This is a genomic window from Mesorhizobium sp. J18, assembly GCF_007829525.1.
Taxonomy (GTDB): domain Bacteria; phylum Pseudomonadota; class Alphaproteobacteria; order Rhizobiales; family Rhizobiaceae; genus VLJP01.
In genome coordinates, this window is record NZ_VLJP01000014.1 from 18,605 (window position 1) to 41,209 (window position 22,605).

Annotated in this window: 20 protein-coding genes and 1 pseudogene; 5 read left to right on the forward strand and 16 right to left on the reverse strand. The window is 60.4% G+C overall.

Translation table 11 applies throughout. The features are described from left to right. Positions 1-169: 169 nt before the first annotated feature. The 11 genes and pseudogenes from L598_RS07685 to L598_RS07735 all read right to left on the reverse strand — a co-directional run bounded on the left by L598_RS07685 (position 170) and on the right by L598_RS07735 (position 11,812). Positions 170-1,168: a FecR domain-containing protein gene (locus tag L598_RS07685; RefSeq protein ID WP_144861392.1), complete on the reverse strand. Its 999-nt coding sequence runs from the start codon at positions 1,166-1,168 to the stop codon at positions 170-172. A gap of 104 nt (positions 1,169-1,272) precedes the next feature. Then, on the reverse strand, positions 1,273-1,815 hold the full coding sequence (locus tag L598_RS07690) for a sigma-70 family RNA polymerase sigma factor (RefSeq protein WP_186444956.1): 543 nt from the start codon (positions 1,813-1,815) through the stop codon (positions 1,273-1,275). A 261-nt stretch (positions 1,816-2,076) separates the two neighbouring features. Further along, a pseudogene (locus L598_RS07695) lies at positions 2,077-2,324 on the reverse strand (ISL3 family transposase); the annotation flags it as partial. Between the two features lie 349 nt (positions 2,325-2,673). Beyond that, positions 2,674-3,582 (reverse strand): SMP-30/gluconolactonase/LRE family protein, encoded by a 909-nt coding sequence (locus L598_RS07700; protein ID WP_144861394.1) that lies wholly within the window; start codon positions 3,580-3,582, stop codon positions 2,674-2,676. A gap of 12 nt (positions 3,583-3,594) precedes the next feature. Beyond that, positions 3,595-4,545: an ABC transporter permease gene (locus L598_RS07705; protein ID WP_144861395.1), complete on the reverse strand. Its 951-nt coding sequence runs from the start codon at positions 4,543-4,545 to the stop codon at positions 3,595-3,597. A gap of 4 nt (positions 4,546-4,549) precedes the next feature. After that, the gene (locus tag L598_RS07710; RefSeq protein ID WP_246658673.1) at positions 4,550-5,566 is read right to left on the reverse strand and encodes an ABC transporter permease; all 1,017 of its coding nucleotides are present in this window, start codon (positions 5,564-5,566) and stop codon (positions 4,550-4,552) included. Positions 5,567-5,595: 29 nt separating this feature from the next. Further along, positions 5,596-7,119 (reverse strand): sugar ABC transporter ATP-binding protein, encoded by a 1,524-nt coding sequence (locus L598_RS07715; protein ID WP_144861397.1) that lies wholly within the window; start codon positions 7,117-7,119, stop codon positions 5,596-5,598. Between the two features lie 79 nt (positions 7,120-7,198). Further along, positions 7,199-8,335 carry a sugar ABC transporter substrate-binding protein gene (locus L598_RS07720; protein WP_144861398.1) on the reverse strand — a complete coding sequence of 379 codons (1,137 nt, stop codon included), beginning with the start codon at positions 8,333-8,335 and terminating at the stop codon, positions 7,199-7,201. A gap of 40 nt (positions 8,336-8,375) precedes the next feature. Continuing rightward, entirely contained in the window at positions 8,376-9,107 is a 732-nt protein-coding gene (locus L598_RS07725; protein ID WP_186444957.1) for a GntR family transcriptional regulator, read from the reverse strand. 688 nt (positions 9,108-9,795) lie between these two features. Continuing rightward, complete coding sequence (locus L598_RS07730) at positions 9,796-10,911, reverse strand: NADH:flavin oxidoreductase/NADH oxidase (protein WP_144861400.1); 1,116 nt, start codon at positions 10,909-10,911, stop codon at positions 9,796-9,798. Positions 10,912-10,930: 19 nt separating this feature from the next. Continuing rightward, complete coding sequence (locus L598_RS07735) at positions 10,931-11,812, reverse strand: isocitrate lyase/PEP mutase family protein (protein ID WP_246658674.1); 882 nt, start codon at positions 11,810-11,812, stop codon at positions 10,931-10,933. 143 nt (positions 11,813-11,955) lie between these two features. Here L598_RS07735 and L598_RS07740 point away from each other — a divergent pair, with 143 nt between their 5' ends. From L598_RS07740 to L598_RS07755, 4 genes are all read left to right on the forward strand, one after another. Continuing rightward, positions 11,956-13,371 (forward strand): dihydroorotase family protein, encoded by a 1,416-nt coding sequence (locus L598_RS07740; protein ID WP_144861401.1) that lies wholly within the window; start codon positions 11,956-11,958, stop codon positions 13,369-13,371. Positions 13,372-13,384: 13 nt separating this feature from the next. Next, positions 13,385-14,374 carry a TRAP transporter substrate-binding protein gene (locus L598_RS07745; protein ID WP_186444958.1) on the forward strand — a complete coding sequence of 330 codons (990 nt, stop codon included), beginning with the start codon at positions 13,385-13,387 and terminating at the stop codon, positions 14,372-14,374. Between the two features lie 122 nt (positions 14,375-14,496). Continuing rightward, entirely contained in the window at positions 14,497-14,991 is a 495-nt protein-coding gene (locus L598_RS07750) for a TRAP transporter small permease subunit (RefSeq protein WP_186444959.1), read from the forward strand. Position 14,992: 1 nt separating this feature from the next. Further along, complete coding sequence (locus tag L598_RS07755; protein WP_144861404.1) at positions 14,993-16,273, forward strand: TRAP transporter large permease subunit; 1,281 nt, start codon at positions 14,993-14,995, stop codon at positions 16,271-16,273. A 471-nt stretch (positions 16,274-16,744) separates the two neighbouring features. Here the strand turns inward: L598_RS07755 and L598_RS07760 are convergent, their stop codons facing one another. The 5 genes from L598_RS07760 to L598_RS07780 form a co-directional block, all read right to left on the reverse strand. Further along, positions 16,745-17,425 carry an isochorismatase family protein gene (locus L598_RS07760; RefSeq protein WP_246658675.1) on the reverse strand — a complete coding sequence of 227 codons (681 nt, stop codon included), beginning with the start codon at positions 17,423-17,425 and terminating at the stop codon, positions 16,745-16,747. Next, positions 17,422-18,111 carry a GntR family transcriptional regulator gene (locus tag L598_RS07765; RefSeq protein WP_144861405.1) on the reverse strand — a complete coding sequence of 230 codons (690 nt, stop codon included), beginning with the start codon at positions 18,109-18,111 and terminating at the stop codon, positions 17,422-17,424. The genes L598_RS07760 and L598_RS07765 overlap by 4 nt, the downstream gene beginning before the upstream one ends. Before the next feature lie 52 nt (positions 18,112-18,163). Then, a complete protein-coding gene (locus tag L598_RS07770; RefSeq protein WP_144861406.1) occupies positions 18,164-19,018 on the reverse strand; it encodes an MBL fold metallo-hydrolase in 855 nt (284 codons plus the stop codon). Further along, the gene (locus L598_RS07775) at positions 19,018-19,371 is read right to left on the reverse strand and encodes a cupin domain-containing protein (RefSeq protein ID WP_144861407.1); all 354 of its coding nucleotides are present in this window, start codon (positions 19,369-19,371) and stop codon (positions 19,018-19,020) included. Before L598_RS07775 ends, L598_RS07770 begins: the two co-directional genes overlap by 1 nt. 205 nt (positions 19,372-19,576) lie before the next feature. Continuing rightward, positions 19,577-20,353 carry a helix-turn-helix transcriptional regulator gene (locus tag L598_RS07780; RefSeq protein ID WP_144861408.1) on the reverse strand — a complete coding sequence of 259 codons (777 nt, stop codon included), beginning with the start codon at positions 20,351-20,353 and terminating at the stop codon, positions 19,577-19,579. Between the two features lie 111 nt (positions 20,354-20,464). Here L598_RS07780 and L598_RS07785 point away from each other — a divergent pair, with 111 nt between their 5' ends. Continuing rightward, a complete protein-coding gene (locus tag L598_RS07785) occupies positions 20,465-22,594 on the forward strand; it encodes a hydantoinase/oxoprolinase family protein (RefSeq protein WP_186444960.1) in 2,130 nt (709 codons plus the stop codon). Positions 22,595-22,605 lie beyond the last annotated feature (11 nt).

The following is a 22,605-nucleotide window of genomic DNA, read 5'->3' on the forward strand; positions in this document are numbered from 1 at the left end:
CACTATCGTCGTTCATCGAACCCCAAACCCTCTCAGAAAAATGGCCCAGGCGGCCATCGATTGAAGGGGCGTGGGTAGTGCTTTGCCTGGTCCCTTCGCTACATTGACGCGTGAGAGGGCAATTTGCCTAAAGATAGAATTGCTATTTTTGAAAAAGTTTCGTGGGTGGTCAGGTGATGAGGATCATCACGCCGGGAATCCGGCGCGCCACAAGGCCCTGCGTCTTCGCCAGCGCCTGCACTGCATCGAGCGCGTCCCGGACCGAGAAAATCGCGCTGACCGGCACATTGGGGCTCGCGCCCGGCCCCAGTACGATGCGTTCGGGCACATAGCGGCCGAGCTCGGCTATCGCTGCCGAGAACGGCCGGCCCTCGAAAATCACCCTGCCATTGCGCCAGGCCATGACGACATCGGCGTCGACGACCGAAGCGGGCAAGGGCCGCTTGCCGGCGACATAGCTTGTCTGCTGATTCGCGACGAGTTCGACCTTGTCGGCCATGATTTCGGTGAGATCAGTCGGCGCAGCCGATCCCGTGACATGCACATGGCCTTCCTGCACCGTAATCGTCGCCACATCCTCGATCGACTTCACCGAGAATGTCGTGCTGAGCGCATCGCTGTTGCCGCCCAGCGTGGCAACCCGGAACAGTGAGGATGGATCGGGACGGACCTTGAACTCGGCCTCCCCTTTCAGAAGTCGGACAAGACGTAGCGGCGGCGAGAAATCCATAGCGATCGCGCTGTCGGTGTTGAGGGTAGCGACCGAGCCGTCAGGTAATGGAATCTCGGCCTGCTCGCCCACAGCGGTCGCGAAATCTGCGTTCCACAGCAACTGCAGCCGCGGCGTTGCCATTATCGCGGCGGTGGCAGCGGCTGCAGCGCCCCCGCCAATCAGGAAACCGCGACGACCGATCAACCCACGTCTTTGTTGTGGCGGCCGCCAGAGGGGCGGCATACCGTCAGACTTGCCGTCGAGGACCTGCAACTGTTGCCAGAATACCCGTTCGCGCTCGAAGGCGCGCTTGTGCTCCGTTGAAAGGTCGCGCCACACTTTGAAGCGGTGGAGATCCCCATCACTGACATGACCGGAGGTAAGCCGTACGATCCAGTCGCGCGCTTCCAGAGCAATCCGTCGGTCTATGTCGGGGCGTTTCTCGGACTCTTCCATCCACTCGGCACAATTAGGTTCAAATGGCAGATACGCTCGATGCGAGCGTTTCTACCCTATAGACGCGTGACAGCGTTCTTTGCCTAAAGATATTGCAGAAAGAATCAGTCGACCAGTTCGTCGCGAAGTTCGGCGAGTTGCTCCAGCGCCCGGCGTATATGGTAGTAGACGGCCTCGTCACTGATACCGAGTATCTCGGCGATCCGCCGATGCGGGATCTGCTCGATCCGGTTCATCAGGAAAATGCGCTGCGTTTTCGCTGGCAGTTCGCTAAGCGCAGCGCAGATCAAGCAGAGGTTCTCCTGGCCGATCAGCACGCGTTCGGGCGATGCTTCATCAACGCTCTCCCACAACAGCCCGCACACTTCTGCATTGATCTCGGCACGGCGCCTCTCCTTCCGGAGATGCCCCGTGATCGTCGTGTTTGCGACCTGGGTGATGAAGCCACCGGGATTGTTGACCTCGCCATTGAAGCTCGTGTTCTCCAGCTTCAGCCAAACGTCCTGGATCAGATCCTCGGCCATCGCCCGGCACCCGGTGCGCGACTGCGCGACTGCTTCGAGGCGTGGTCGCATCTTACCGAAAGCACCAATCAGTTTTGCGAGTTTCAGCCTGTCCACGAGAACCACAACAGCAGGAAATGACAAAACGCCCTCATCGACCGAAGGACAGACGCTAGCTAAGAGATTAGGAAAATCGTCGCAACAGCAATGATTTAGAGTGGTTCCAGCGTGAAGCAAAATATTGAGTAATTCTATCATGTTTAGTGATTGATTTTATTGGCTGCCTGTGCGCTGGCCCGGTGCGGGCTAGTGGACAAAGGCTCCGAGCGACTGAGACCCTTTTGCACAGGTGTGTTGCACATATGCAACAATCATTATGGTCATGTTATTTGGTTCTTCCTCATTTGAGTGGAGCGGTGGCAACCTTCGTGCCCTCAGCAGTTCAGGCCTGCCCACGTACATCGCGCGATTGAGGGTTTGAGGCGGCAGCTCGATGGCATTGTTGACGACATCGACACGGGCAAACCGGAGGATCGGAATGAGTTCGAGTCGACGGCATCGTCGATCCACACGTCCAATGGTGCCGAGTTCTTGCCGCGAAGGGTGCCGTTGAAGCGCATCACCAGGCGTTGCATCCCGGCGAACGCCTCAGAGTCAGTTTCGAAAGTCATAATGAACGGGCCAATCGGCGAATGAGGATCATGGCGGAGCAACGTAGAGGAATGCGGCCGCGAATCTGACGGCCGCTTCGAAGTCTTTGGCAAGCCCTCTTGCGATTTATCCAGGCGAAGAAGCGTTCAGTCGGCGACGCTCCAGTGGGAAGGTGCCCAGTCAACTCGAATTGGAGATGACATGAGCGAAGTTGATCCAAGACCCTATCGCGCGGTCGTTCGGCAGACAGCATGAGCGACAAATGACACCTGGATATGTGCGCTGTTTTCATCAGCGGCAACCGGTTGGCGGTCGTAGCTTTGCTTGTCCCGAGCGGCTAGCGGATGCCCGCTACCTCAGGCCCTGCGCATTGACATAGATCGCGCGCAGCGTCGTGGTGGAGCAGATGAAAAGCCGGTTGCGCTTCGGACCGCCGAAACAGACATTGGCGACCACTTCCCCAATCAGGATCTTGCCGAGAAGCGTTCCGTCCAGCGTGAAACAATGAACGCCGTCACCCGCCGAGCACCAGATGTTTCCGGCGGTATCCACGCGGAAGCCATCGAACAGGCCGGCCTCACAGAACACGAAATCCTCGCCCGATGCGACCGAAGTTCCGTCGGCTGCTACGGGGTATCTGCGGATTTTCGGCTCGCAATCGGGGAAATGCGTCCGGCCGGTATCGGCGACATAGAGAAAGGACTCGTCGGGTGAAAAGGCCAGCCCATTGGGCTGCTTCATGTCGTCAATAACCCGCGTGATCCCACCTGTGGGATCTATACGGTAGACATGCCGGCCGTCCTGTTCCATCGGGGACGCGTCGCCCTCGTAATCGCTGTCGATGCCGTAGGACGGATCGGTGAACCATATCGATCCGTCGGATTTCACAACGACGTCATTGGGTGAATTGAGACGCCTGCCTTGATAGCTGTCGGCCAGGATCGTCCTCGAACCGTCGATCTCGTAGCGGCTCACGCAGCGACCACGATGCTCGCAGGCGATCAGCCTTCCCTGCCGGTCGACAGTATGGCCATTCTGGTTACGGCAGGGCTCCTCGAAGATGGAGACGGCTCCACTCATCTCGTCCCAACGCATGATGCGGTCGTTGGGAATGTCCGACCATATGAGATAGCGTCCAGCCGCCAGATAGGCTGGGCCCTCGGTCCAACGTCCGCCCGTCCACAATATATCAATACTGGCATTGGAGTGGATGAGCCTGGCGAAGCGTTCATCGCGGATTTCGTAATGCTCACCGGGCATTGGCGTTTCTCCTCAGGACGTAACGCGCTGGCTTCGACCATAGGCGAGCAGCATGCCGATGATGACGCATCCGTAAATGATCTGACGGCCGGCCTCAGGCATTTGCATGATCGACAGCACTGAATTCAAAAGCACGATCAGGATAACCCCGACTAGGGTGCCGGCATAGCGCCCGCGCCCGCCGAGGATATGCGTGCCGCCCAGCACGACGGCCGCGATCGCCGGCAGCAGGAACACGTTGCCCATGCCCTGATAGGCCTTGGCCGAATAGCCGGCCAGAAGCACGCCTGCTGTCGCCGCGCATAGGCTAGACGTCACGAAGGCGCCCATGATCACGAGCCGGGTGCGGATGCCGGAGAGATAGGCCGCCGCCTCGCGCGACCCGGTCGCGTAGACGGAGCGGCCGAACCCGGTTCTCGTCAGCATGACCGCGATTATCGCCGAGACGCCGGCCCACATGAAGATCGCAACTGGAATGCCCAGGATACGGTCCTTGGCCAGGAACAGCATCAGGGGTGTGGCGGAATCCTGCGGGGCGAAGCCCCCTGTTTGCGCGACCATCAATCCGCGCAAGACGGTATCGACACCGAGCGTGAAAATCATTGAGGGGATGCGCAGGAAGGCCACTCCGAATCCGTTCAAGAGACCAACTGCAAGGCCAACGGCAAGCGCCGTGGGCAACGCCATCTCGCCACCCACGGCAGTTGCCGTCATGGCGGCGGCAGTTAGCGTCCAGGGCATCGAAAGGTCGATATGGCCGAGCAGGATGACCATCATCATGCCGGCGGTGCAAATGCCGAGAAAGGACCCGGTTTGCAATTGCTGCAGAAGATAACCGGGCGACAGGAGCGGCGCCGTACCGGTGGTCGATAAGGTATAAGCCGTGCCAGCCAGCAGGATGACAATGACGAACAGCGACGCCACCATGATCGGCCGGTTTTCGGGAGAGACGGAAAAGAGCATGGCATTACCTGAACAGATCGAGCTGATTCTTGACCCTCAGCGTGCGGATTGCGCCGAAGGAAACAGCAATCAAAAGGATGAGGCCCTCGATGAGCGGTTGGAGCAGCGGGTCGATGTCAAGGATGCGGAAGTAGAATGAGATGACGCGCAGGATCATGGCGCCGATAATGCTCCCGATTGCACTGCCGACGCCGCCAAGCAACGACGTACCGCCGAGAACGACAGCCGCGATGGAGTTCAGCGTATAGGCGCCGGCCTGCTGGATGTCAGCATTGCCGGACGACGTCTGGATGGCAAGGTAGAGCCCTCCGCATGCAGCCAGAAATCCGCCAAGGGTGAAGGCGGTTATCTTGGCGCGGGCGATCGGCAGCCCGGTCATGAAGGCCGCACCTTCCGCCGACCCGATGGCATAGACAGTGCGCCCGGTCACCGAGCGCCGGAACGGCAGCCAGACAAGGCAAGCGACGCCGGCGAGGAGAATGAGGGGAACCGGAATATCGGCAAACGGGCGGAGCCACCAGGCATTTCCCGAATCGGCAAGCCCATAGGTCTCGGCAAAATCGAAGACCGCGTTGGTCAGGGCCCAACTGAGATCTTCGTCGACATCGCCGCCCGGCTTGGGACGCACGAGCAGCGCCAAACCGATAGCCACCGCGCCTGTTGCGAGCGTGGCAATGATGGGCTGGATGCGGCCATAGACAACGATCAGCCCGTTCGCCAGCCCAAAGGCCGCGCCTGCAAGCAACGTGACGACCATGCCAAGCAGAATCTGGAGAGGCGAGCCGTTGAGCAATTCGGAAGCGATGCAATTGGTCAGCGTCATCACCGCGCCGACCGAAAGATCCAAGCCGCCGAGCAGGACAGGAAGCGTCTGAGCCATTGCGACAAAGGCGATCGCAACGGTCTCATTGGCGTTCTGGATCGCCACCGCCGAGGAAAAGCCGCGCGGATGAATGAGATTGTAGGCGAAATAAAGTACGGCAAGCAGCAACAGCGCGACGGCAAAGCCGGTGTTCTGCATCAGCCATCTTTTCCACCCTGCCTGACGCATTATGCAGCCTCCACATCGACGTTGAGAGAGGCAGCGACCAGGCTCTCCTCGGTTATTTCCTCGCCCACCTGCTCGCTGACCACGCGCCCGCCATAGAACACCGACACGCGGTCGCAGCATCCGATCAGTTCCGCATAGTCCGAGGAGTAGAACAGGATTGCCTTGCCGGCATTGGCGAGTTCGCGCATCAGCCGGTAAATCTCCTGCTTCGTGCCCACATCGATGCCACGGGTGGGGTCGTTGAGCAGAATGATGTCGGGATCGATCGCCAGCCATTTGGCGATAACCACCTTCTGCTGGTTTCCGCCGGACAGCGTCATCACCGGATCGGCTGTCGAGCCGAGCTTGATCCGCAGCTTCTCGACACCGTCACTGGCCGTCTTGCCGGCAAGCGCCAAGTCGATGAAGGGACCGCGCGAGATCTTCCCATAGGAGGCTGCCAGAAGGTTATCGGCGATGGGCATGCCCAGCATGAGGCCCTGGGTCTTGCGGTCTTCCGGCACGAGGGCAAGACGCGTGCGTGCGGATTTGGCCGCGGCGGGAGAGGCAGGGATGCCCTTCCTGCCGCCGATGACGACCTCTCCTTCGACGCCGCGCAGCACGCCGAAGAGCGCCAGCAGCAATTCGTTCTGGCCCTGGCCGTCAAGACCGCCGAGCCCGACGATCTCGCCACGGCGGACAGCGATATCGATGCCGTTCAGCCGGTTTTCCCATTTCAGGCCTTTGACCTGCAGCACGGGCTCGTCGCGTTCGGCGGCGGGGCGCAGCGGGGGCTTGGGCGGGAACTGCGCTTCAACGTCGCGGCCAATCATCAGCCGGACGATCTCGCGGTCGGTTTTCTCGCCCTTGGCGAAGGTTTCTATGTGCTGGCCGTTGCGGAAAACGGAAAGTGTGTCGCACAGGGTCTCGACCTCCTGCATGCGGTGCGAGATGAAAAGCAGCGACACGTCCTTGGCCTTCAGATCGGCAAGCAGGTCATAGACTGTCTGCACGTCGTGCGAGGTCAGGGCCGAGGTCGCCTCATCCAGGATGAGCACCTTGGGGTCGCGGCCCAGCGCCTTGGCGATCTCCACCATCTGACGGCGCGACAGAGAAAGCTCGCGCACCAACGCATTCGGATCAACGTCCTCGCAGCGCACGCGGGCGAGCAGTGCTTCCGCCCGCCGGACCTGCTCGCGACGGTCGATGAAGCCGAAGCGGCGCGGGGGATGCGTGATGGAAATGTTATCGGCGACCGAAAGGTCGGGAACGAGCGACAGTTCCTGAAACATGCAGATGATGCCGGCCTCGCTGGCCGCCTGCGGCCCTGAAAAGACGACCGGATTCCCGTCGAGCAGCATTTCCCCGGCATCAGGCTGGAGCACGCCCGCCATGATCTTGATCAGGGTGGATTTGCCGGCGCCGTTTTCGCCCAATATGCCGTGGATCGAACCGGCGTGGCAGGAAAAGTCGACATTCTCCAGCGCCCGTATCCCGGCGAAGTGTTTGGAAATGCAGCGATATTCGACAATGGCCCGGCACATGCACCCTCCCCGCCTTTTCGCAACGCGCTTCGGAATGGCCCCGGTCCAACGCCGAAGCCACACCTTCAGCGTTGCATGGCTATTTCACATCCGCTTCGGATTCGGCCATGATCGCGGGGCCCGAGATGTTGACTCCGCAGGGCGGGAACTCGTTCACGGTGAAGAAATTGTCGGGCAGATCCGACCAGTAGTTCTTGCCGTCTTCGAGTTCCGTGTAATCGGCTACCGGCAGCGGCACCGATATGAGCTGCGGCATGGGATGGCCTTCAAGAGCGGAGATGGCTGCCTTCATGGAGATCGCCACGAGGCCCGGCGACTGGCCGATGGAGATGCCCTTCAGGCCTTCCCCTGCGTGCTTGGCGACCAGCTTGCGGAAGCCGTTCTCGGATTCGCCGGCAATCGGCACAAGAGGATGACCCGCATCCATCATCGCCTGGACAACGCCGGTCGTGCCGCCTTGCACGGCGATGGCATCGAATTTGCCATGTACGGCTATGGCGTCCGCCGTCACTTTTTGCGCGGTCCCGTCGTCCCAATTGCCAACCACCTGAACGATCTCCCAATCGCCGCCAGAGGCATCGAACACCTCATGAATGCCGGTTGAGCGGTCCCGGTCTACCGAATTGCCCGGCAGGCCTCGAACTTCAAGGATCTTGCCTGAGGTCTTGCCTTGGGCCTTCAGTTCCTTCAACAGGAACTCGGCCCAGGTCTTACCCATGGCGAGTTGATCCTCGTTCACCTGCATAACCTTGTCGGTGTCGAGCACGTTGTCGAAGGGCACCAGAACCACGTCGTTTCTGTCCGCCAGGCGGATGACACGGTCAAAGCCGTCGGGCGAAACGGCGATCGTGATGATCGCATCGAAGCCCTGGTTGATGAAGTCCTCAATGGCGCCGAGTTGTGCCGGCGCATCCGTGCCGGTAGAGACGACCTTGAATTCGGCGATCTTGTCCTTGATCGCGGAATCCTGCGCATAGGCCTTAGCCGTCTTGATCATCTGAATGCGCCAAGTGTTACCTACGAAACCATTCACCACTGCGATCCGGTAGGGGCCTTCGCGCGCTTCCCATTGCAGATACTTCGTGTCCGTGGACCATGGCGCAAAGCATTCGGGGTCGGCACCGGGGCCGGATACGATTTCCGGACCTGCAACCGCCATCTGCGCCGACAGCGCGAGCCCCGCCAACGCTGATGAGTATTTCAATAGTATATTCATAACGCTTTCCTCCCTTGTATGCGCCATTTCATGGCTATGTTTACGGGCTGGCGCCGGCCCGCTCCGCAATTTTCCCGCCGTCACCGCTCTGCTCCAAGTCTTCATTGAAGTGCTTGAAGCCGGTCATCAGATGGCTACGCAGCCTGTATTGGAAGGCGATGCGGTCGCGGGCGGCAAGCGCCTCGATCACGCCTTCATGCTCGCGATAGGTCTCGGTCTTGAAGGTGCGCCGCGTCTTTCCTGTTCGCATGATGCGCAGGATGACAGGCTTCATGACCTTGTAGACGTCAAGAATGGCGTCATTGTTGAGGATCGAAATCAGCCGCAAATGGAGGGAGAAATCAACCTCCGAGGCTTCCTCGATATCGTGAATATCGGCCAGGCGGCGATTGATCTGGTGGAGGTCGTAGATATCGCTCGCCGCGAGGCGCTCGAATATCTGTTCAGCCGAACCAACCTCAAGCAGGTCGCGGAACGCCTGCACATCGCTGAAAGTCTTGCGGGAAATCTCCATGGTGTTGAAGGAGAACAGCTCAAAGGCGCGTGACATGCGGTTGTCGGTAATTGTTGCGCCGACCTTCGGGCGCACCTCCACAAGGCCGTAAGCCTTCAGAATGCGCATGGCTTCGCGCACCGTGTTGCGGCTCGCATTGAACTGTGCGCAAAGCTCGCGCTCCGTGGGGAGGCTGTCACCTACCTTCAGCCCGCCACCTGCGATCAGCCCGCGGATCTGCAGCAAGACGGCGTCGACGGCGGACGCACGCTCAGACAAATCCCGTTGCCGTGTAGCAGCACCAAACTCCATTGCCATACCGTTGCCGAGGCAGATTAACATTAGCCATTTGTTGGACCAATGATCCCTAGCCTTTGCCCAATATCGTGTCAACATAGCGTATTCTGTGGGATTGAAATAGGCCATCTCTCATAAAGACGGATGAATGCTGGTAGATACCTAACTGCGGTACCATTTATTTGTCAGACCACAAGTTTTGGAATGCTGCCTATCGTCTTGTTCGGATCGTTGGACGTATTGCGTCATCGACGCCATGGACGATACGGTCGAGTTCTTCTTCAGCGAGAACGCATGCCATACGACAGATCAACAGTGCCTGTATCCGGCATCAGAGATGATGCTCATTGCGCTGACATGGCCTTGGGACCAGATCTGGTCAGTGGCTTGCGGGGTTGGTTTACACTGGCAGCGAATCCAGGGGCCCAGCCAATCTTCCTGCAAGTTATTGAAGTTTAATCAGAAATCTGTTTCTGAGAATCTTTCCCACGCTGCCTTGCCGCAAATGTGCTTGCCGTCAGGGACATCAAGGAGACGGTCAATGGTTGGGCGATCGACATTCGCCCAACGACTTCCGCACAGTGAAGAACGTCTAGTCCATGCGACGACTGCCGGTGCCCGATGAGGTTCTGCGCCTCGGATTCGTGCCATACGTAGCCCTGGTACCGTGTCAGGAGCCGCGTTCGCGCTGGACGATGAAGGCGTTGTTCCGGCGCATGGAGGGGTGGGCGCGGTCATACTGGACAGGATAATAGACCTGCGCACCGAGGCTTTCGGCGGCTTGCCAGGGCCAGCGCGGATTGTAGAGCATTGCCCGGCCCAACGCGACGAGGTCGGCCTTGCCCTCGGCCACGACACTTTCGGCCTGCTCGGGCTCGTTGATCAGTCCGACTGCCATCGTGGCCGCGCCGGTCTCGCGCCGGATCGACTCCGCGAAACGCACTTGGTAAAGTGGTCCGACCGGGATTTGCTGTTCGGGCGACACGCCCCCGGTCGAGGCGCAGATATAGTCGCAGCCGAGCGCCTTCAGCCGACTGGAGAACTCGATCGTCTCTTCGAGCGTCCAGCCGCCATCGATCCAGTCTGTGGCCGAGACCCTGACGCCGACAACCTTGTCGGCGGGAAACGCGTCGCGCACGGCACTGAAAACCTCGAGACCGAAGCGCATGCGGTTCTCAAGCGAGCCGCCATAGGCGTCCGTGCGCTTGTTGAGGAGCGGCGTGAGGAAACCATGGATCAGATAGCCGTGCGCGGCATGGATCTCGATCACGTCGAAGCCTGCAGCATCGGCGCGTCGTGCGGCGTCGGCGAACTGCCGTGTTGTTTGGCCGATGGTCGCAAGGTCAATCTCGGTCGGCGTCTTACGGTCCGGATAGGCGATGGGTGAGGCATTGACGATCTCCCAGCCGCCCTCTGCCTCAGAGAGGGTCTTTTGCCCGAACCAGGATTGTGACACCGAGCCCTTGCGGCCGGAATGGCCGAGCTGGATACCCATCCTCGTCTGGCCATAGGTGCGGGCGAAGTCGATAACACGGCGGTAGCCCGCGATGTGCTCATCGGACCAGATGCCGAGGCAGCCAGGGCTGATGCGCCCGCGCGGCTCAACGGCAACCGCTTCAGTGATCAAAAGGCCCGCCCCAGAGACCGCCAGTTGCCCGAGATGAGCGAGATGCCAGTCATTAACATGGCCACCCACGGCGGAATGTTGCCCCATCGGCGACACGACGATGCGATTGTCGAGCCGCAGACCGCGAAGGTTGAAAGGCGAAAAGAGCCCGGGCGACATCAATGCGGAAGCCTTCCTGTCAATCCGAATCGGCAACGGCGTAACGGGCCTCGAGGCGCTTGAATTCCGCCATGCCCACGAGGCGCTGCCGTTCCGCGAAGGTCGCAACCAGGCCGTCGTTCTCGGTCAGGACGCCATGGTCGTGAAGGTGTGACAACGCGTTGTGCATGCCCTGGATCGCGCCCTGCAGGGACGCGTTTGCATAGAGCACCAGGCCGACACCGAGGGCACGGAAGTCGTCAAGGCCGACGCTCGGGGTCTGGCCGCCGATGACCATGTTCACGAGCTGCGGCACCGGCAGAGTGTTGACCACGAGACGAATGTCTTCGATCCGCCGCGGTGCCTCGACGAAGGTGATGTCGGCACCAGCCTCGATGAACCTCCGAGCCCGGGTCAACGCTTCCTCAAGACCGTGTGTCGCATAGGCGTCGGTGCGCGCGATGATCAGGAAATCCGGGGACAGCCTTGCCTCGGCGGCGGCCCGCACCTTCTCCGCCATCTCGGCTGCCGAGATCACTGCCTTGCCGTCAAAATGGCCGCACCGCTTGGGAAATACCTGGTCCTCGATCTGGATCGCATTGGCGCCTGAGCGTTCGAAGCTGCGTACGGTATGCCAGACGTTGACGGCATTACCGAAGCCGGTGTCGCCGTCGACGATAAGCGGCAGGTCGGTGATGTTGCGCACGCAGGCGATGGTGTCGGCCATCTGCGTCGGGCTGATCAATCCGACGTCAGGCAGCCCGAGCAGCGCGTTGGTCACGCCGGCGCCGGTGATGTAGAGCGCCTCATAGCCGAGATCATCGGCAATGCGGGCTGCAAGGGCGTTCATTACACCGGGAACAAGCAGCGCGCGCCGCTCCTCAATCATCTGCCGAAGCCGTTTGCCTGCCGACATGGCCATCCATTCGATTCCTCTTCGTTGGTGTGGAACAATAGGTACCGGCCGATAATGCGTCAACTGTTGACAGTTTTCTATGAGCTGTGCAGAGATTGCACCGATAAGCCTCGCGGCTGCTCTAGAGAGCGAAGGTTCATAGGGGTGGCATGAAGTTTGATTTGATCCTAAGCGGTGCCGATGTCGTCATTCCTAGAAAAGGGGTTGTCGAGGCGGACATCCTGATTACCGGTGGGCGCATCGCGGGCATCGTCGAACGTGGGACCGCTGTCGATGCCACTGAGCGGGTCGACCTTACGGGCCTGACGATCTTCCCAGGCGCGGTCGACGTCCATCTCCACCTCGGCCACGGCAATGACATCTCGCGGCCGCGCGTCCCGTCGGACGCAGCTAGCGAGACCGCAGCGGCGCTCCTGGGCGGTGTCACCAGCTTCATCCCCTATGTGATGAGCGCAGAGCCCTACGAGAATTTCTTCGAAGAACTGAAGCGAGTCACCGAGGCGGGCGCCCGCATCGATTTCGGCTTTCACTTCATCATCGCGAGCGAAGCGCAGCTCGACTCCCTGCCGCGCTATATCCAGGAGTTCGGCGTTCCCACCGCCAAGCTCTTCATGAATATCCGCGGCGACGAGGGCAAGCGGCTGGGATTGCCGGGCATCGATGACGGCTTCATGTTCCGCCTGCTCGAAAAGCTCGGCAAGCTCGGCGGCATGTTGTGCCCGCACCCCGAGAACATCGAAATCGGTTGGGCGCTGACGGCGCGTATGCGGGAAGAGGACTCCGAAGGTGCAGGCGGACTGAAGACATGGAACGCAGCTCGTCCGCCCTTCATCGAGGCGGAAGCGATCCGGCGCGCAGCCTATCTCGGTCGGATCACTGGGACGCCCGTCTATTGCGTCCATACCTCGTCGCGGGAGGCGCTCGACGCCGCTTTCGCCATGCGCCGCGAAGGATGTCCGGTCCTTATCGAAACCTGCAATCACTACCTGACCCACGATGTGAATTCCTCCATCGGGCTTGCTGGCAAGATCAACCCGCCGCTGCGAACAGCGGATGATCGCGAGGCACTTTGGCAGGGCATTGCCAGCGGCACCATCGACACGATTGGCACGGACCATGTCCACCGGACGATGGCGTCAAAGCAGGGCGGTATCTGGGGTGCGTCGCCGGGCTGCCCAGGCCTCGACACCTTCCTTCCAGTTCTCCTCACCGAAGGCTATCATCGGCGCGGCATATCGCTGGAACGCATCGCCGCGCTGACTGCAGCCAATCCTGCGCAGATCATGGGTTTCGGCGGGCGCAAGGGCGATATCGCCATCGGCCTCGACGCTGACCTCGCCATCGTTGACCTTGAGGCGGACTATGTCGTCGGTCCGGAGACCCGCGCTACGGATGCCGGCTTTTCTATCTATGACGGCATGTCCCTGAAGGCGCCCGTGCTCCATGCGCTATCGCGCGGCCGTTTCGCCCTTCGCGACCATCAACTGATTGATGATGCTGTCGGGACCGGCCGCTACCTTGCGCGTCGCCTTCCGCCCTGCTCCCCCGCGACCAATAAACAATGAAAGAGGTTGGAACATGACACTACTGAGAACAATCGCCGCCGGCGTCGTCGCCGCCGTCATCAGCTTCACCGCGCAAGCACAGGAATTTACCTGGAACCTCGCCAACCACTACCCGGCGACTGAGTTCCAGAGCGAAGCGATGCAGATATTCGCCGACACGCTGCGCGAACGTACCAATGGCCGCCTCGACATTACCACGCATCATGGCGGATCGCTGTTCGCCAACCCGGTTGTGCTTGAATCCACTCGCAATGGGCTGGTCGAAATGGGCGCCGAACTGATGACGAACCTGGGGCGCGAGAACCCGCTCTGGGAGCTCGACGGCATTCCGTTCCTCGTCACCTCCTACGAGCAGGCCAAGATCCTCTGGGACGTGACCCGCGAGCCGCTGACCAATGAGTTGGCAAAGAGCGGCGTTCGTCTCCTCTATGCCGTGCCATGGCCGTCGCAGGGCTTCTTCTTCGACCGCGAGATCAAGTCACTGGCCGACGTGAAGGGCCTCTCTATGCGCGCCTACAATCCCTCCACGACGCGCCTTGCGGAATTGATGGGCGCTGTCCCGACGACCGTTCAGATCACGGAGATGCAGCAGGCTTTCGCGACGGGGCTGATCTCCAGCTTCAACACAGCCCCGACTTCGGGGGTCGTATACAAGGCCTGGGAATACACCAACTACTACTACAAGACGGATGCCTGGCTGCCCAAACTGATGGTTTTCGTGCGCGAGGACGTCTACCAGTCGCTGCCCGACGACATCAAGGAGATGGTTCAGCAGGCGGCGCTTGAAGCCGAAGCCTGGGGGTGGGAGCAGAGCGCGGCAAAGGTGACCGAAGCCGAGAAGATCCTCGCGGACAACGGCATGACGGTCGCTCCGCCCTCCGATAAGCTGAAGGCCGAGCTTGGCGAGGTCGGCAAGACTATGGTCGAAGAATGGCTTCAGAAGGCCGGCCCCGAGGGTGAGGCGGTGGTTGCGGAGTTCCGCAAGCAGACCGGCGGCAACTGATCGCAGCCGAAGAATCATCGGGTACCCGCTGCTCTGGCTGCGGGTACCCGCTTAAAACAGGCAGTTTCCACATGGCAGGTCAAGAAAGCCCTACCGCCTCTGTCCTCGGCAGGATCCTCGACTTGACCGCGAGGATATCGATGTTCCTGGCGTGCCTGAGCCTTGCCGCGCTCACGGCCCTTTTCGTAGCCATCATCGCACTACGCTTCGCGGGCATCTCCATTCCATCCGCTGACGAGATCGCAGGCATCCTGCTGGGCGGGACGCTGGCGCTAGGATTTGCTGCGGCGGTGCCGAAGGACCAGCACATTGCAGTCGACTTCTTCGTCGACAAGCTCGGCACGAAGGGAGCGGCCGCGGCGAGGGCGCTGGCGGCGGTCATCATGATCGCCATCATCTTCTACCTGCTGATCGGATTCTCGCGCATGTGGTACACGGCGTGGCTTTCGGGCATCACCATGCTCGGCCACCTGCCTATCCCGCGCTGGGTGCCCATGGGTGTGGTGCTGCTCGGGCTCATCATGCTTGAGATCTCGCTGGTGCTGCGCTTCCTGCAGCGGGTGATCTCAGAAGGCTTCGGTCCCGCGAAGCACGATTTCCTGGAAGGCGAACTGTAAGATGGATCGTGACCTACTTGCACTGGGGTTCGTCGTCGGCCTGTTCCTGCTCCTTTTCCTCGGCATCCCGATCGCTGCAGCCATCCTGCTGCTCTCGGTGATCGGCATCATGCTGGTGGTAAAGATCGATCCGGCGCTGGCGCTGGCGACCGCCTTCCACGGACAGATGACCAACTGGGGCCTGACCGCGCTCCCGCTCTTCGTCCTGATGGGCGAGTTGCTCTCGCGGGCCAAGATCGCGCAGAAGCTCTTCGACGCCTTCGCCATCCTCGTCGGGCGAATGCCGGGTGGCCTGATCCAGGTGAACGTGTTTGCGAGCACCCTGTTCAGCGCGTTGTCGGGCTCCTCGACGGCCACTGTGGCGACCATCGGCAAGTTGAGCGTGGCACCCCTGCGGGCCCGCAAGTATCCGGACGGACTGATCCTCGGCTCGCTCGGCGGCGCGGGAACGCTCGGTATCCTCATTCCGCCGTCGGTCGCGCTGATCCTCTACGGCTTCGCCTTCAACGTCTCGATCGGCGACCTCTTCCTCGCGGGCATCCTGCCCGGCCTGCTTTTGGCCGCGATGTTCTGCATCTACGTCATGCTGCGCCATCGCGTGGTCGGCGAGGAACAATTGCCTGGTGACGGCAGCAAGATCGGCGCCCTGATCTCATTGGTGCCTCTCGTCATCCTGATCGGCATCGTCTTCGGGGCGATCTATGGCGGCTTCGCCACCCCCACCGAGGCGGCGGTTATCGGCGTCGTGGGTGCGCTGGTGCTCGGCTGGATGGATGGGGAGCTCAGCGCTGGGGTCATCGTCGACTCGCTGAAAGCCGCGGTGATGTTCTGCGCCACGATTGGCATCATTCTCGGCGCCTCGGCAGGCCTACAGGTGGCTATGGCCTATACTGGCGTTCCACGCACGATTGTGACGTGGATCCAGAACGCCGAACTAAGCTACTATGGACTGCTGCTCATGATCGCGATCATCCTCATTGTGCTCGGATGCTTCATGGACGGGCTGTCGATGATCGTGCTCACCAGCTCTGTCCTGCATCCGATCGCGCAGAGCGCTGGATTCGACCTGATCTGGTTTGGCATTTTTGTAGTCGTCCTGGTCGAGATCGGCCTGATCACCCCACCGATCGGCTTTAACCTGTTCGTGCTGCAACGGGTTTCGGGACGACAGTTGCCGTTTATCGCCGTGGCCTGCTTCCCTTTTCTGCTGATCATGCTGCTGGCATTGGTGATCTTCACCATCTTCCCGTCCATCGTGACTATCCTGCCGGATATCCTGTGAGGACGTCGTGACCGCCGGGGAGAAGGCCATTTCGATTGCCCTGGTCCTTCCTGGACCTGATGGAGCACCGGCAGCTCGGCAAAGCGCACGCTGCTGGTACCCAAGTTGCAGGCGGTCTATCCTGGTGACCGCCGATTAAACCTATGGGGTCGGGCAGCAAGGTCTATCTTGGCGTTCGCAAGCAGCACGAGTTGACGTTTTACGTGCCTGCCGGCGCCAAGGGCATCGAGACGGTGATCTTCTACGGCACGCTCAAGGGAACCGGGGTGGATAGCAATCCCTTCAAAGGCATCCGGTTCATGGACCGGTTTCGCCTGCCCGGCTCGCTTCTCATCGAGCAGCAGGTCTGGAACGACATCGGACAGGACCGCCTTCCGTCTCGCGCGCATCAAATAGGCCACACCTCACGGCACCACCATATGAAAACGCCCGGTCCGCGCCGGGCGTTCTCGTATCCGTTGATGTTCTCGTTCAGGCCTTCAAGGCGGCTAGCGCCTGCAGAGTCTCGTCGGCGCTCAGCACATCGGCGTATTTGTGGGCGATGTCGAACAGGTTGACCGCGTGCGAGACCTGGCTGCGGTCGTAGACGGCGTCGTAAGGGACGGTGACCCGCCAGTTGTAGGAGAAGCCGTCAACGACGCTGCCACGCACGCATCCAGACGTTGTACAGCCGGTGATGACCAGCGTGTCTACGCCGAGGTCGACCAGATAGCTTGCCAGTGGCGTGCCGTAGAAGGCGCTCGGATGCTTCTTCGGCAGGAGGATGTCCTTTTCCTCCGGCGCAACCTCGGCAACAAAGTCATAGCCGCTGCGCTTGACCGTCATCAGCGCGGGCACCTTTTCGGCAAGGCGGCCGGCGTCGAAGCTCTCCTTAGGTGCCACATAAGGGTAGAGGACTGGCCAGCCGTTCTGGCGGAATACCTTCAGGAGCCGCGCGATGTTGGCCACCGCGTCCCAGCCGGTCTGTCCGCAGGAGGTGGGGAATTCCTTGATCGACTCCCAGAACGGCAGCGGCGTCGTGCCCACCGTGCGGTACTGCACGTCGATGATCAGCAACGCCGGCCGTTTTCCCATTCCCGTTGGCTTGCCAAAGCCGGCCGCTGCGTAGGCACGCTGCTCTTCTTCGGGAATGATGCCATTCCAAGGTTTCAAGTCGTTCTCCTGTCTCTGTCGTCGTCGCCAACCCGATTGACCGCGGCGGCGATAGCATTGCGAATATGGGTGCGCATCACCGCCTCGGCCGCCTCGGGATTGCGGCTCGCGATCGCCTTGACGATCTCACGATGCTCCTCGAGCGCCTTCTGCGCGCGCCCGGGATTGCTGCTGATGCGATAGCGATAGAGCTTCAGCTTGTAGTACAGCTCGTTCAGCAGCATCACTTCGAGCTGTTCGTTGCGTGCGATGCGTACGATGCGGAAGTGGAAGTCGTCGTCGTTAGCGGCCTGGTAATAGCCGGCACCGGAGGCGACATCCGGATGGCCGCCGTGCTGCTCCAGCAATTCGTTGAGTTCCTCGATCTCCGATCCCCGGACGCGCTCCGCCGCCAGTCGGGCGGCCATGCCTTCCAGCGCCTCGCGGACTGCGAACAGGTCGAGCAGCATTTCTGGCGAAAGATCGATGACGCTGACGCCCACGCGCGGCATACGGGTGACCAGCTTGCCCTCAAGCCGGCCAAGTGCCTCGCGGATCGGTCCGCGGCTGATACCGAAGCGGCGTGCCAGTTCGGCTTCCGACAGGCGCTCGCCGGGCGCGAACTCGCCGGACAGGATCGCCTGCGTCAACTTGTTGAAGGCCTCGTTGGCAATCGATGAAACCGCAATGGGTTCGAGGTAGCTCATGGGGTCCCCGGGAAGTGCCTCGGCAGGAAAAAACCCGCCGACAGCCTCGGCGTCATGTACATTGTCGCTCAATGGTCTGGTCGTAAATAGCCTCGATGCTCTTGTGTTGGAAGAGTTCTATCAGATGGTCGGGGTAGGACGGGCTGCCGCCCGTCGAAATGTGGATGAGATCCTCGAAACGAATGCGCTCGGCCAGTACGTCGCGCGGTTCACCCGCGGCGATGCCGTCTGCTACCTGGCCAATCAGGTCCTCCATCTTCTGGCGGAATACCGCTACGTCGCGCGGCCTCGATACCTTGCCGTGGCCCGGGATGATCCACTCGGCATCGACGGTCCCGAGGAAGCGGGCGGCCTCCAGCCATTCATAGACATGCGCCTCGACGAAGGCCGGGAGTCCAATTTCACAGAACAGGTCGCCCGAAAACAGCACGCCCAGCGACTTGAGCTCGATGTAGATGCTGTTCGGCGTGTGTCCCGGCCGGTGCGTCAGGTCGAAGCGCAGGCCGCCGACATCGAGCGCCATTCGCTCCACGAAGGTGACGGTAGGGGGGCGGACCTGGTAGTCCCGGATCAGCGGCAGGCCCTCGGGGTCGATAACCGTGATGAGATCCTCGACATAGGCCTTGCTGGGGGCGTGGTTGACCAGACGGTCTCGGGTGATCTCGTGCGAGACAACTGTGCCGGGCAGGAAGTAATTGCCCATTGTGTGGTCGATGTGGTGATCGGTGTTGATCAGGAACGCGACCTCGCCCATTGCCGCCGCCGTCCGGCGCCAGCGCATCGCGTCGGTCGGACGGTGTGGCGAATCAATCAGGACAAGACCATCTCGAGTCGAGACGATCGAGTTGTTGGAGCCAAGATGCTCGGTCTCGACGAAGACACCGGGGGCGATTTCCTGCAGCGCCATTAGAACACCTTCCCCACGAAGCCAATTAGGTTCTGGATGCGCATCGGCGCAAAGATCTCGATCAGTTCGACCTCGCCCTCGATCGTCTCAAAGGAATGCGGCGTGCCAATCGGCAGGACGCAGATGTCGCCAGGGGAGACTTCGTGTCGCTGGTTGTCGATGTGGATGTACATGCGCCCCTTCAGCATCAACACGGTCTGTTCCGAATCTTCATGCTGATGACGCGGCGTCGCGGAAGGATGGACAATTCGGATGCGGTTCACACCGCATTGCAGCCCTGCGGCTGACTTGCGAAAATTGTTCGGCAGGATCTCCACCTCGGGGAGATCATTCCAGTTCACAACGTAGCTCACGAAGAACCTTGTTCCCTAAGTCTTGCTCATACGAAGCCTAAGTCTGCTAACTGTCATCTGTCAACAGCTTGCATCGAGTTGTTTCTCTTCCAAATGTGTCGTTGCAGGACACTGTCGCTCTTTATGGACACATTGATAGGAAGAACGTCGCAGAGCCGTTGAATAGCGACACTCTCGCCTTGAGACCTTCGCCGCCAACTGGCAGCTAAAGTGCCTTATGCTGGAAGAACTGCAGGAACAATTCCCGTTCAGTGGTAATGTCGAGTTTGTCGTAGATGCGCCGGCGATGATTTTTCACCGTCCCGATGGCGATGTTCATTTGCTCGGCGATGGCTGCTGTCGGGTGTCCGGCCAAAATGAGTTGAACCAGCTCTCGCTCCCTAGGACTCAACTCGGGCCAAATATCAGCGGAAATGATCGGTTCGCGTCTTGGAGAATCGCCAACCACCGACGCTGTTGAGGTGCGTCGGAAATCAGCAGACCGAGTCCGGAGATCGGTTTCGTGCAACGCCTGGAATACCGGAAATCGAGTCTGAAGAATCCGAATTTCGGTTTCTCGAAAGAAACGGCTCGTGCGATCGAGAAATATACCCAGACACCAATCTTCCCCGTCCGCCAACATGATTCCTATCTCGTCGCAAATACGCGATTGAGCGAGAAATTCTGCCATGTATTTGCCGCGCTTGAGTTCGGTGCTTGCAAGTTGCCGCAGCGGTAGAATCCCCGGGCGTCTTTCCTGCCGCCAATAGGCATAAAAGGGATCGTAGACGTAATAGTCGTCCAGATAGCGGCGCACCATTTCGTCGGAAAATCGACGATGCTTGACGAACTCCGGTTTACTGCTCGCCGAGTACCGCGTCACGGTAATAAGATCATGCGGCACGAAGGCACTGATGCTGTCGATCAAGCGATCAATATGCTGGTTGGTGCCGGTGGCCGCAATCGCGTCAGCCAATGGCTGCCAGAAATTGATCTCTGTCATCGGCAAACCTGCTTCACCTCGTTGAGCTATTAGTCCTTTAGGCACATAGCCGATCCGGCACATCCCCGCTTAGCATTCCGGTCAATGGACCAAGCAGGAGGTTACAGGGCCGTGAACACCCCAATCGTCATTGGTATCGACGCAGGCGGCACCATGACCGACACGATCCTCGTCGACCGCAACGGACATTTCAAGATCGGCAAGGCGGCGACCACCCCGCACAACGAGGCGGAGGGTTTCATAGCCTCGGCGGAGGATGCCGCCGACGCGTGGGGGATTTCACTTGAGGATCTCTTTTCGCATCTGGATGTAGTGCTCTATTCGGGCACCGGCATGCTCAACACACTGCTGTCACGCACAGGCAGGCGGCTTGGCCTGATCACCACCAAGGGCATGGAAGATATGGTTCTGATGGGGCGCGGTCTGCAGGCCTGGGCCGATTATTCCTATTCGGACCGGCTGCATGCCGTCACTCACCAGCATCCCGATCCGCTGGTTCCCCGCCGTCGCACGCATGGTGTGACGGAGCGTATCGACCAGTTCGGCGACGTGATCATCCCACTCTACGAGCATGAGGTTGCGGCAGCGGCCCGCAAGCTGATCGATGACAAGGTGGACGCGATCTGCATCATGACCATCTTTTCGCACGTCAATCCGGCGCATGAAAAACGGATCGCGGAAATCTGCCGCCAGGAGATCGCCGGCGCGGGCGCCGATATCAATGTCCTGACCAGCCACGAGGTCCGCCCGGTCATCCGCGAGCAGTCGCGCCTGAATAGCATCCTGATCGAAGCCTACGCCACCTCGCGCGGCCGCAAGCAGTTGCGCGGAATTGAGGACGCTTCGAAGAAATACGGTTTTCGCTACGGCGTGCAGACGCTGCTGTCCTTCGGCGGCCTCACCTCGATCAACCATCCTCGCCTGCACGAGACGATGATCTCCGGCCCTATCGGCGGTATCCTCGGGGCCGCCTATGTCGGCAAGCTGATCGGCAACGATTCACTCATCTGCTCCGACATGGGGGGCACCTCCTTCGACATGGGCGTGATCACGCGCGGCCAGACGCGGATCGAGAACGAACCGCTGATGGACCGCTTCAAGCTCAACGTCCCGACGCTGCATCTCGACACAATCGGCGCCGGCGCCGGCATGATCCTCAAAGTCGATCCGCTGACGAAAAAGGTCAGCCTGGGCCCCGAGAGCGCTGGCTCCGATCCCGGTCCGATCTGCTTTGACCGTGGCGGGACCGAACCGACAATCGCCGATTGCGACGCCATTCTCGGCCGGCTCAACCCCGATTATTTCCTGGGCGGCAAGGTCAAGCTGCAGGTGGAAAAGGCAAGGCTCGCCTTCAAAGAGAAATGCGCTGACGTTCTCGGCGTTTCCGTGGAGGAGGCGGCGGAAGGCATGATCGACATGCTGGAAGGTGACGCCAATAACGCGCTGCGCCGGGTGATTTCCGGTCAGGGCATCCATCCGTCGGAATACACATTGCTTTCCTATGGCGGCTCGGGGCCGCTTCATCTTGCCGGCTGCTCGAAGGGCATAGGCTTCCGTGACGTCCTCACCTTTCAGTTCGCGGCCGGTTTTTCGGCTTTCGGCTGCACAACAGCCGATTATATGCGCCGGCACTCCGTTTCCATACAGATCGATATCGGAGCCAGAGCCGACAATTCCGAACTGACGGAAACGGCGAACCGCATCGACAGAGTATGGCGGGATTTGGAGAGGGCCGCCGTCGAGGAGATGCTGGCGGACGGACATGCGCGGGAGAAGGTGCGCACCGTGCCCTTCCTCATGATGCGCTATACCGGCCAGCTTGAGGATGTCGAAGTGATGTCCCCTATCCCGGCCGCAACCAATGCCGACGATATGCGGAAGGTCATAGACCAGTTCGAGACTGTCTATGCCAAGATCAACCACCGCGTTTCCCGCTACGGTGAAGCAGGCTTTACCATCACCGAGCTCGGCGTCATCGCCACTGCGGACAAGGTGAAGCCGCTGCTGGTAAAGCGTCCGCTTGGCCCTTCCAATCCGGCCGCAGCACACAAGGGCACGCGCGAAGCCTATATCGGCGGGCGCTGGCATAAGGCCGACCTTTACGAGATGGATCTTCTTGAGCCCGGCCATGAGATCTCCGGTCCGGCGATTGTCGAGCATCCGGCCACCACTCTTGTCATCGATCCGCAGGACCGCGTCTTCATCGACGAATGGACGCTCCTTCACTACGAACATGCTTGAGGAAGGGACCG

Bases quoted from the DNA above. Each gene is read 5' to 3' on its own strand.
- L598_RS07715 (WP_144861397.1), bottom strand. From the start codon at position 7,119: ATGTGCCGGGCCATTGTCGAATATCGCTGCATTTCCAAACACTTCGCC.
- L598_RS07700 (WP_144861394.1), bottom strand. From the start codon at position 3,582: ATGCCCGGTGAGCATTACGAAATCCGCGATGAACGCTTCGCCAGGCTC.
- L598_RS07705 (WP_144861395.1), bottom strand. From the start codon at position 4,545: ATGCTCTTTTCCGTCTCTCCCGAAAACCGGCCGATCATGGTGGCGTCG.
- L598_RS07735 (WP_246658674.1), bottom strand. From the start codon at position 11,812: ATGGCCATGTCGGCAGGCAAACGGCTTCGGCAGATGATTGAGGAGCGG.
- L598_RS07765 (WP_144861405.1), bottom strand. From the start codon at position 18,111: ATGAGCTACCTCGAACCCATTGCGGTTTCATCGATTGCCAACGAGGCC.
- L598_RS07720 (WP_144861398.1), bottom strand. From the start codon at position 8,335: ATGAATATACTATTGAAATACTCATCAGCGTTGGCGGGGCTCGCGCTG.
- L598_RS07740 (WP_144861401.1), top strand. From the start codon at position 11,956: ATGAAGTTTGATTTGATCCTAAGCGGTGCCGATGTCGTCATTCCTAGA.
- L598_RS07755 (WP_144861404.1), top strand. From the start codon at position 14,993: ATGGATCGTGACCTACTTGCACTGGGGTTCGTCGTCGGCCTGTTCCTG.
- L598_RS07745 (WP_186444958.1), top strand. From the start codon at position 13,385: ATGACACTACTGAGAACAATCGCCGCCGGCGTCGTCGCCGCCGTCATC.
- L598_RS07685 (WP_144861392.1), bottom strand. From the start codon at position 1,168: ATGGAAGAGTCCGAGAAACGCCCCGACATAGACCGACGGATTGCTCTG.
- L598_RS07770 (WP_144861406.1), bottom strand. From the start codon at position 19,018: ATGGCGCTGCAGGAAATCGCCCCCGGTGTCTTCGTCGAGACCGAGCAT.
- L598_RS07710 (WP_246658673.1), bottom strand. From the start codon at position 5,566: ATGCAGAACACCGGCTTTGCCGTCGCGCTGTTGCTGCTTGCCGTACTT.
- L598_RS07780 (WP_144861408.1), bottom strand. From the start codon at position 20,353: ATGACAGAGATCAATTTCTGGCAGCCATTGGCTGACGCGATTGCGGCC.
- L598_RS07730 (WP_144861400.1), bottom strand. From the start codon at position 10,911: ATGTCGCCCGGGCTCTTTTCGCCTTTCAACCTTCGCGGTCTGCGGCTC.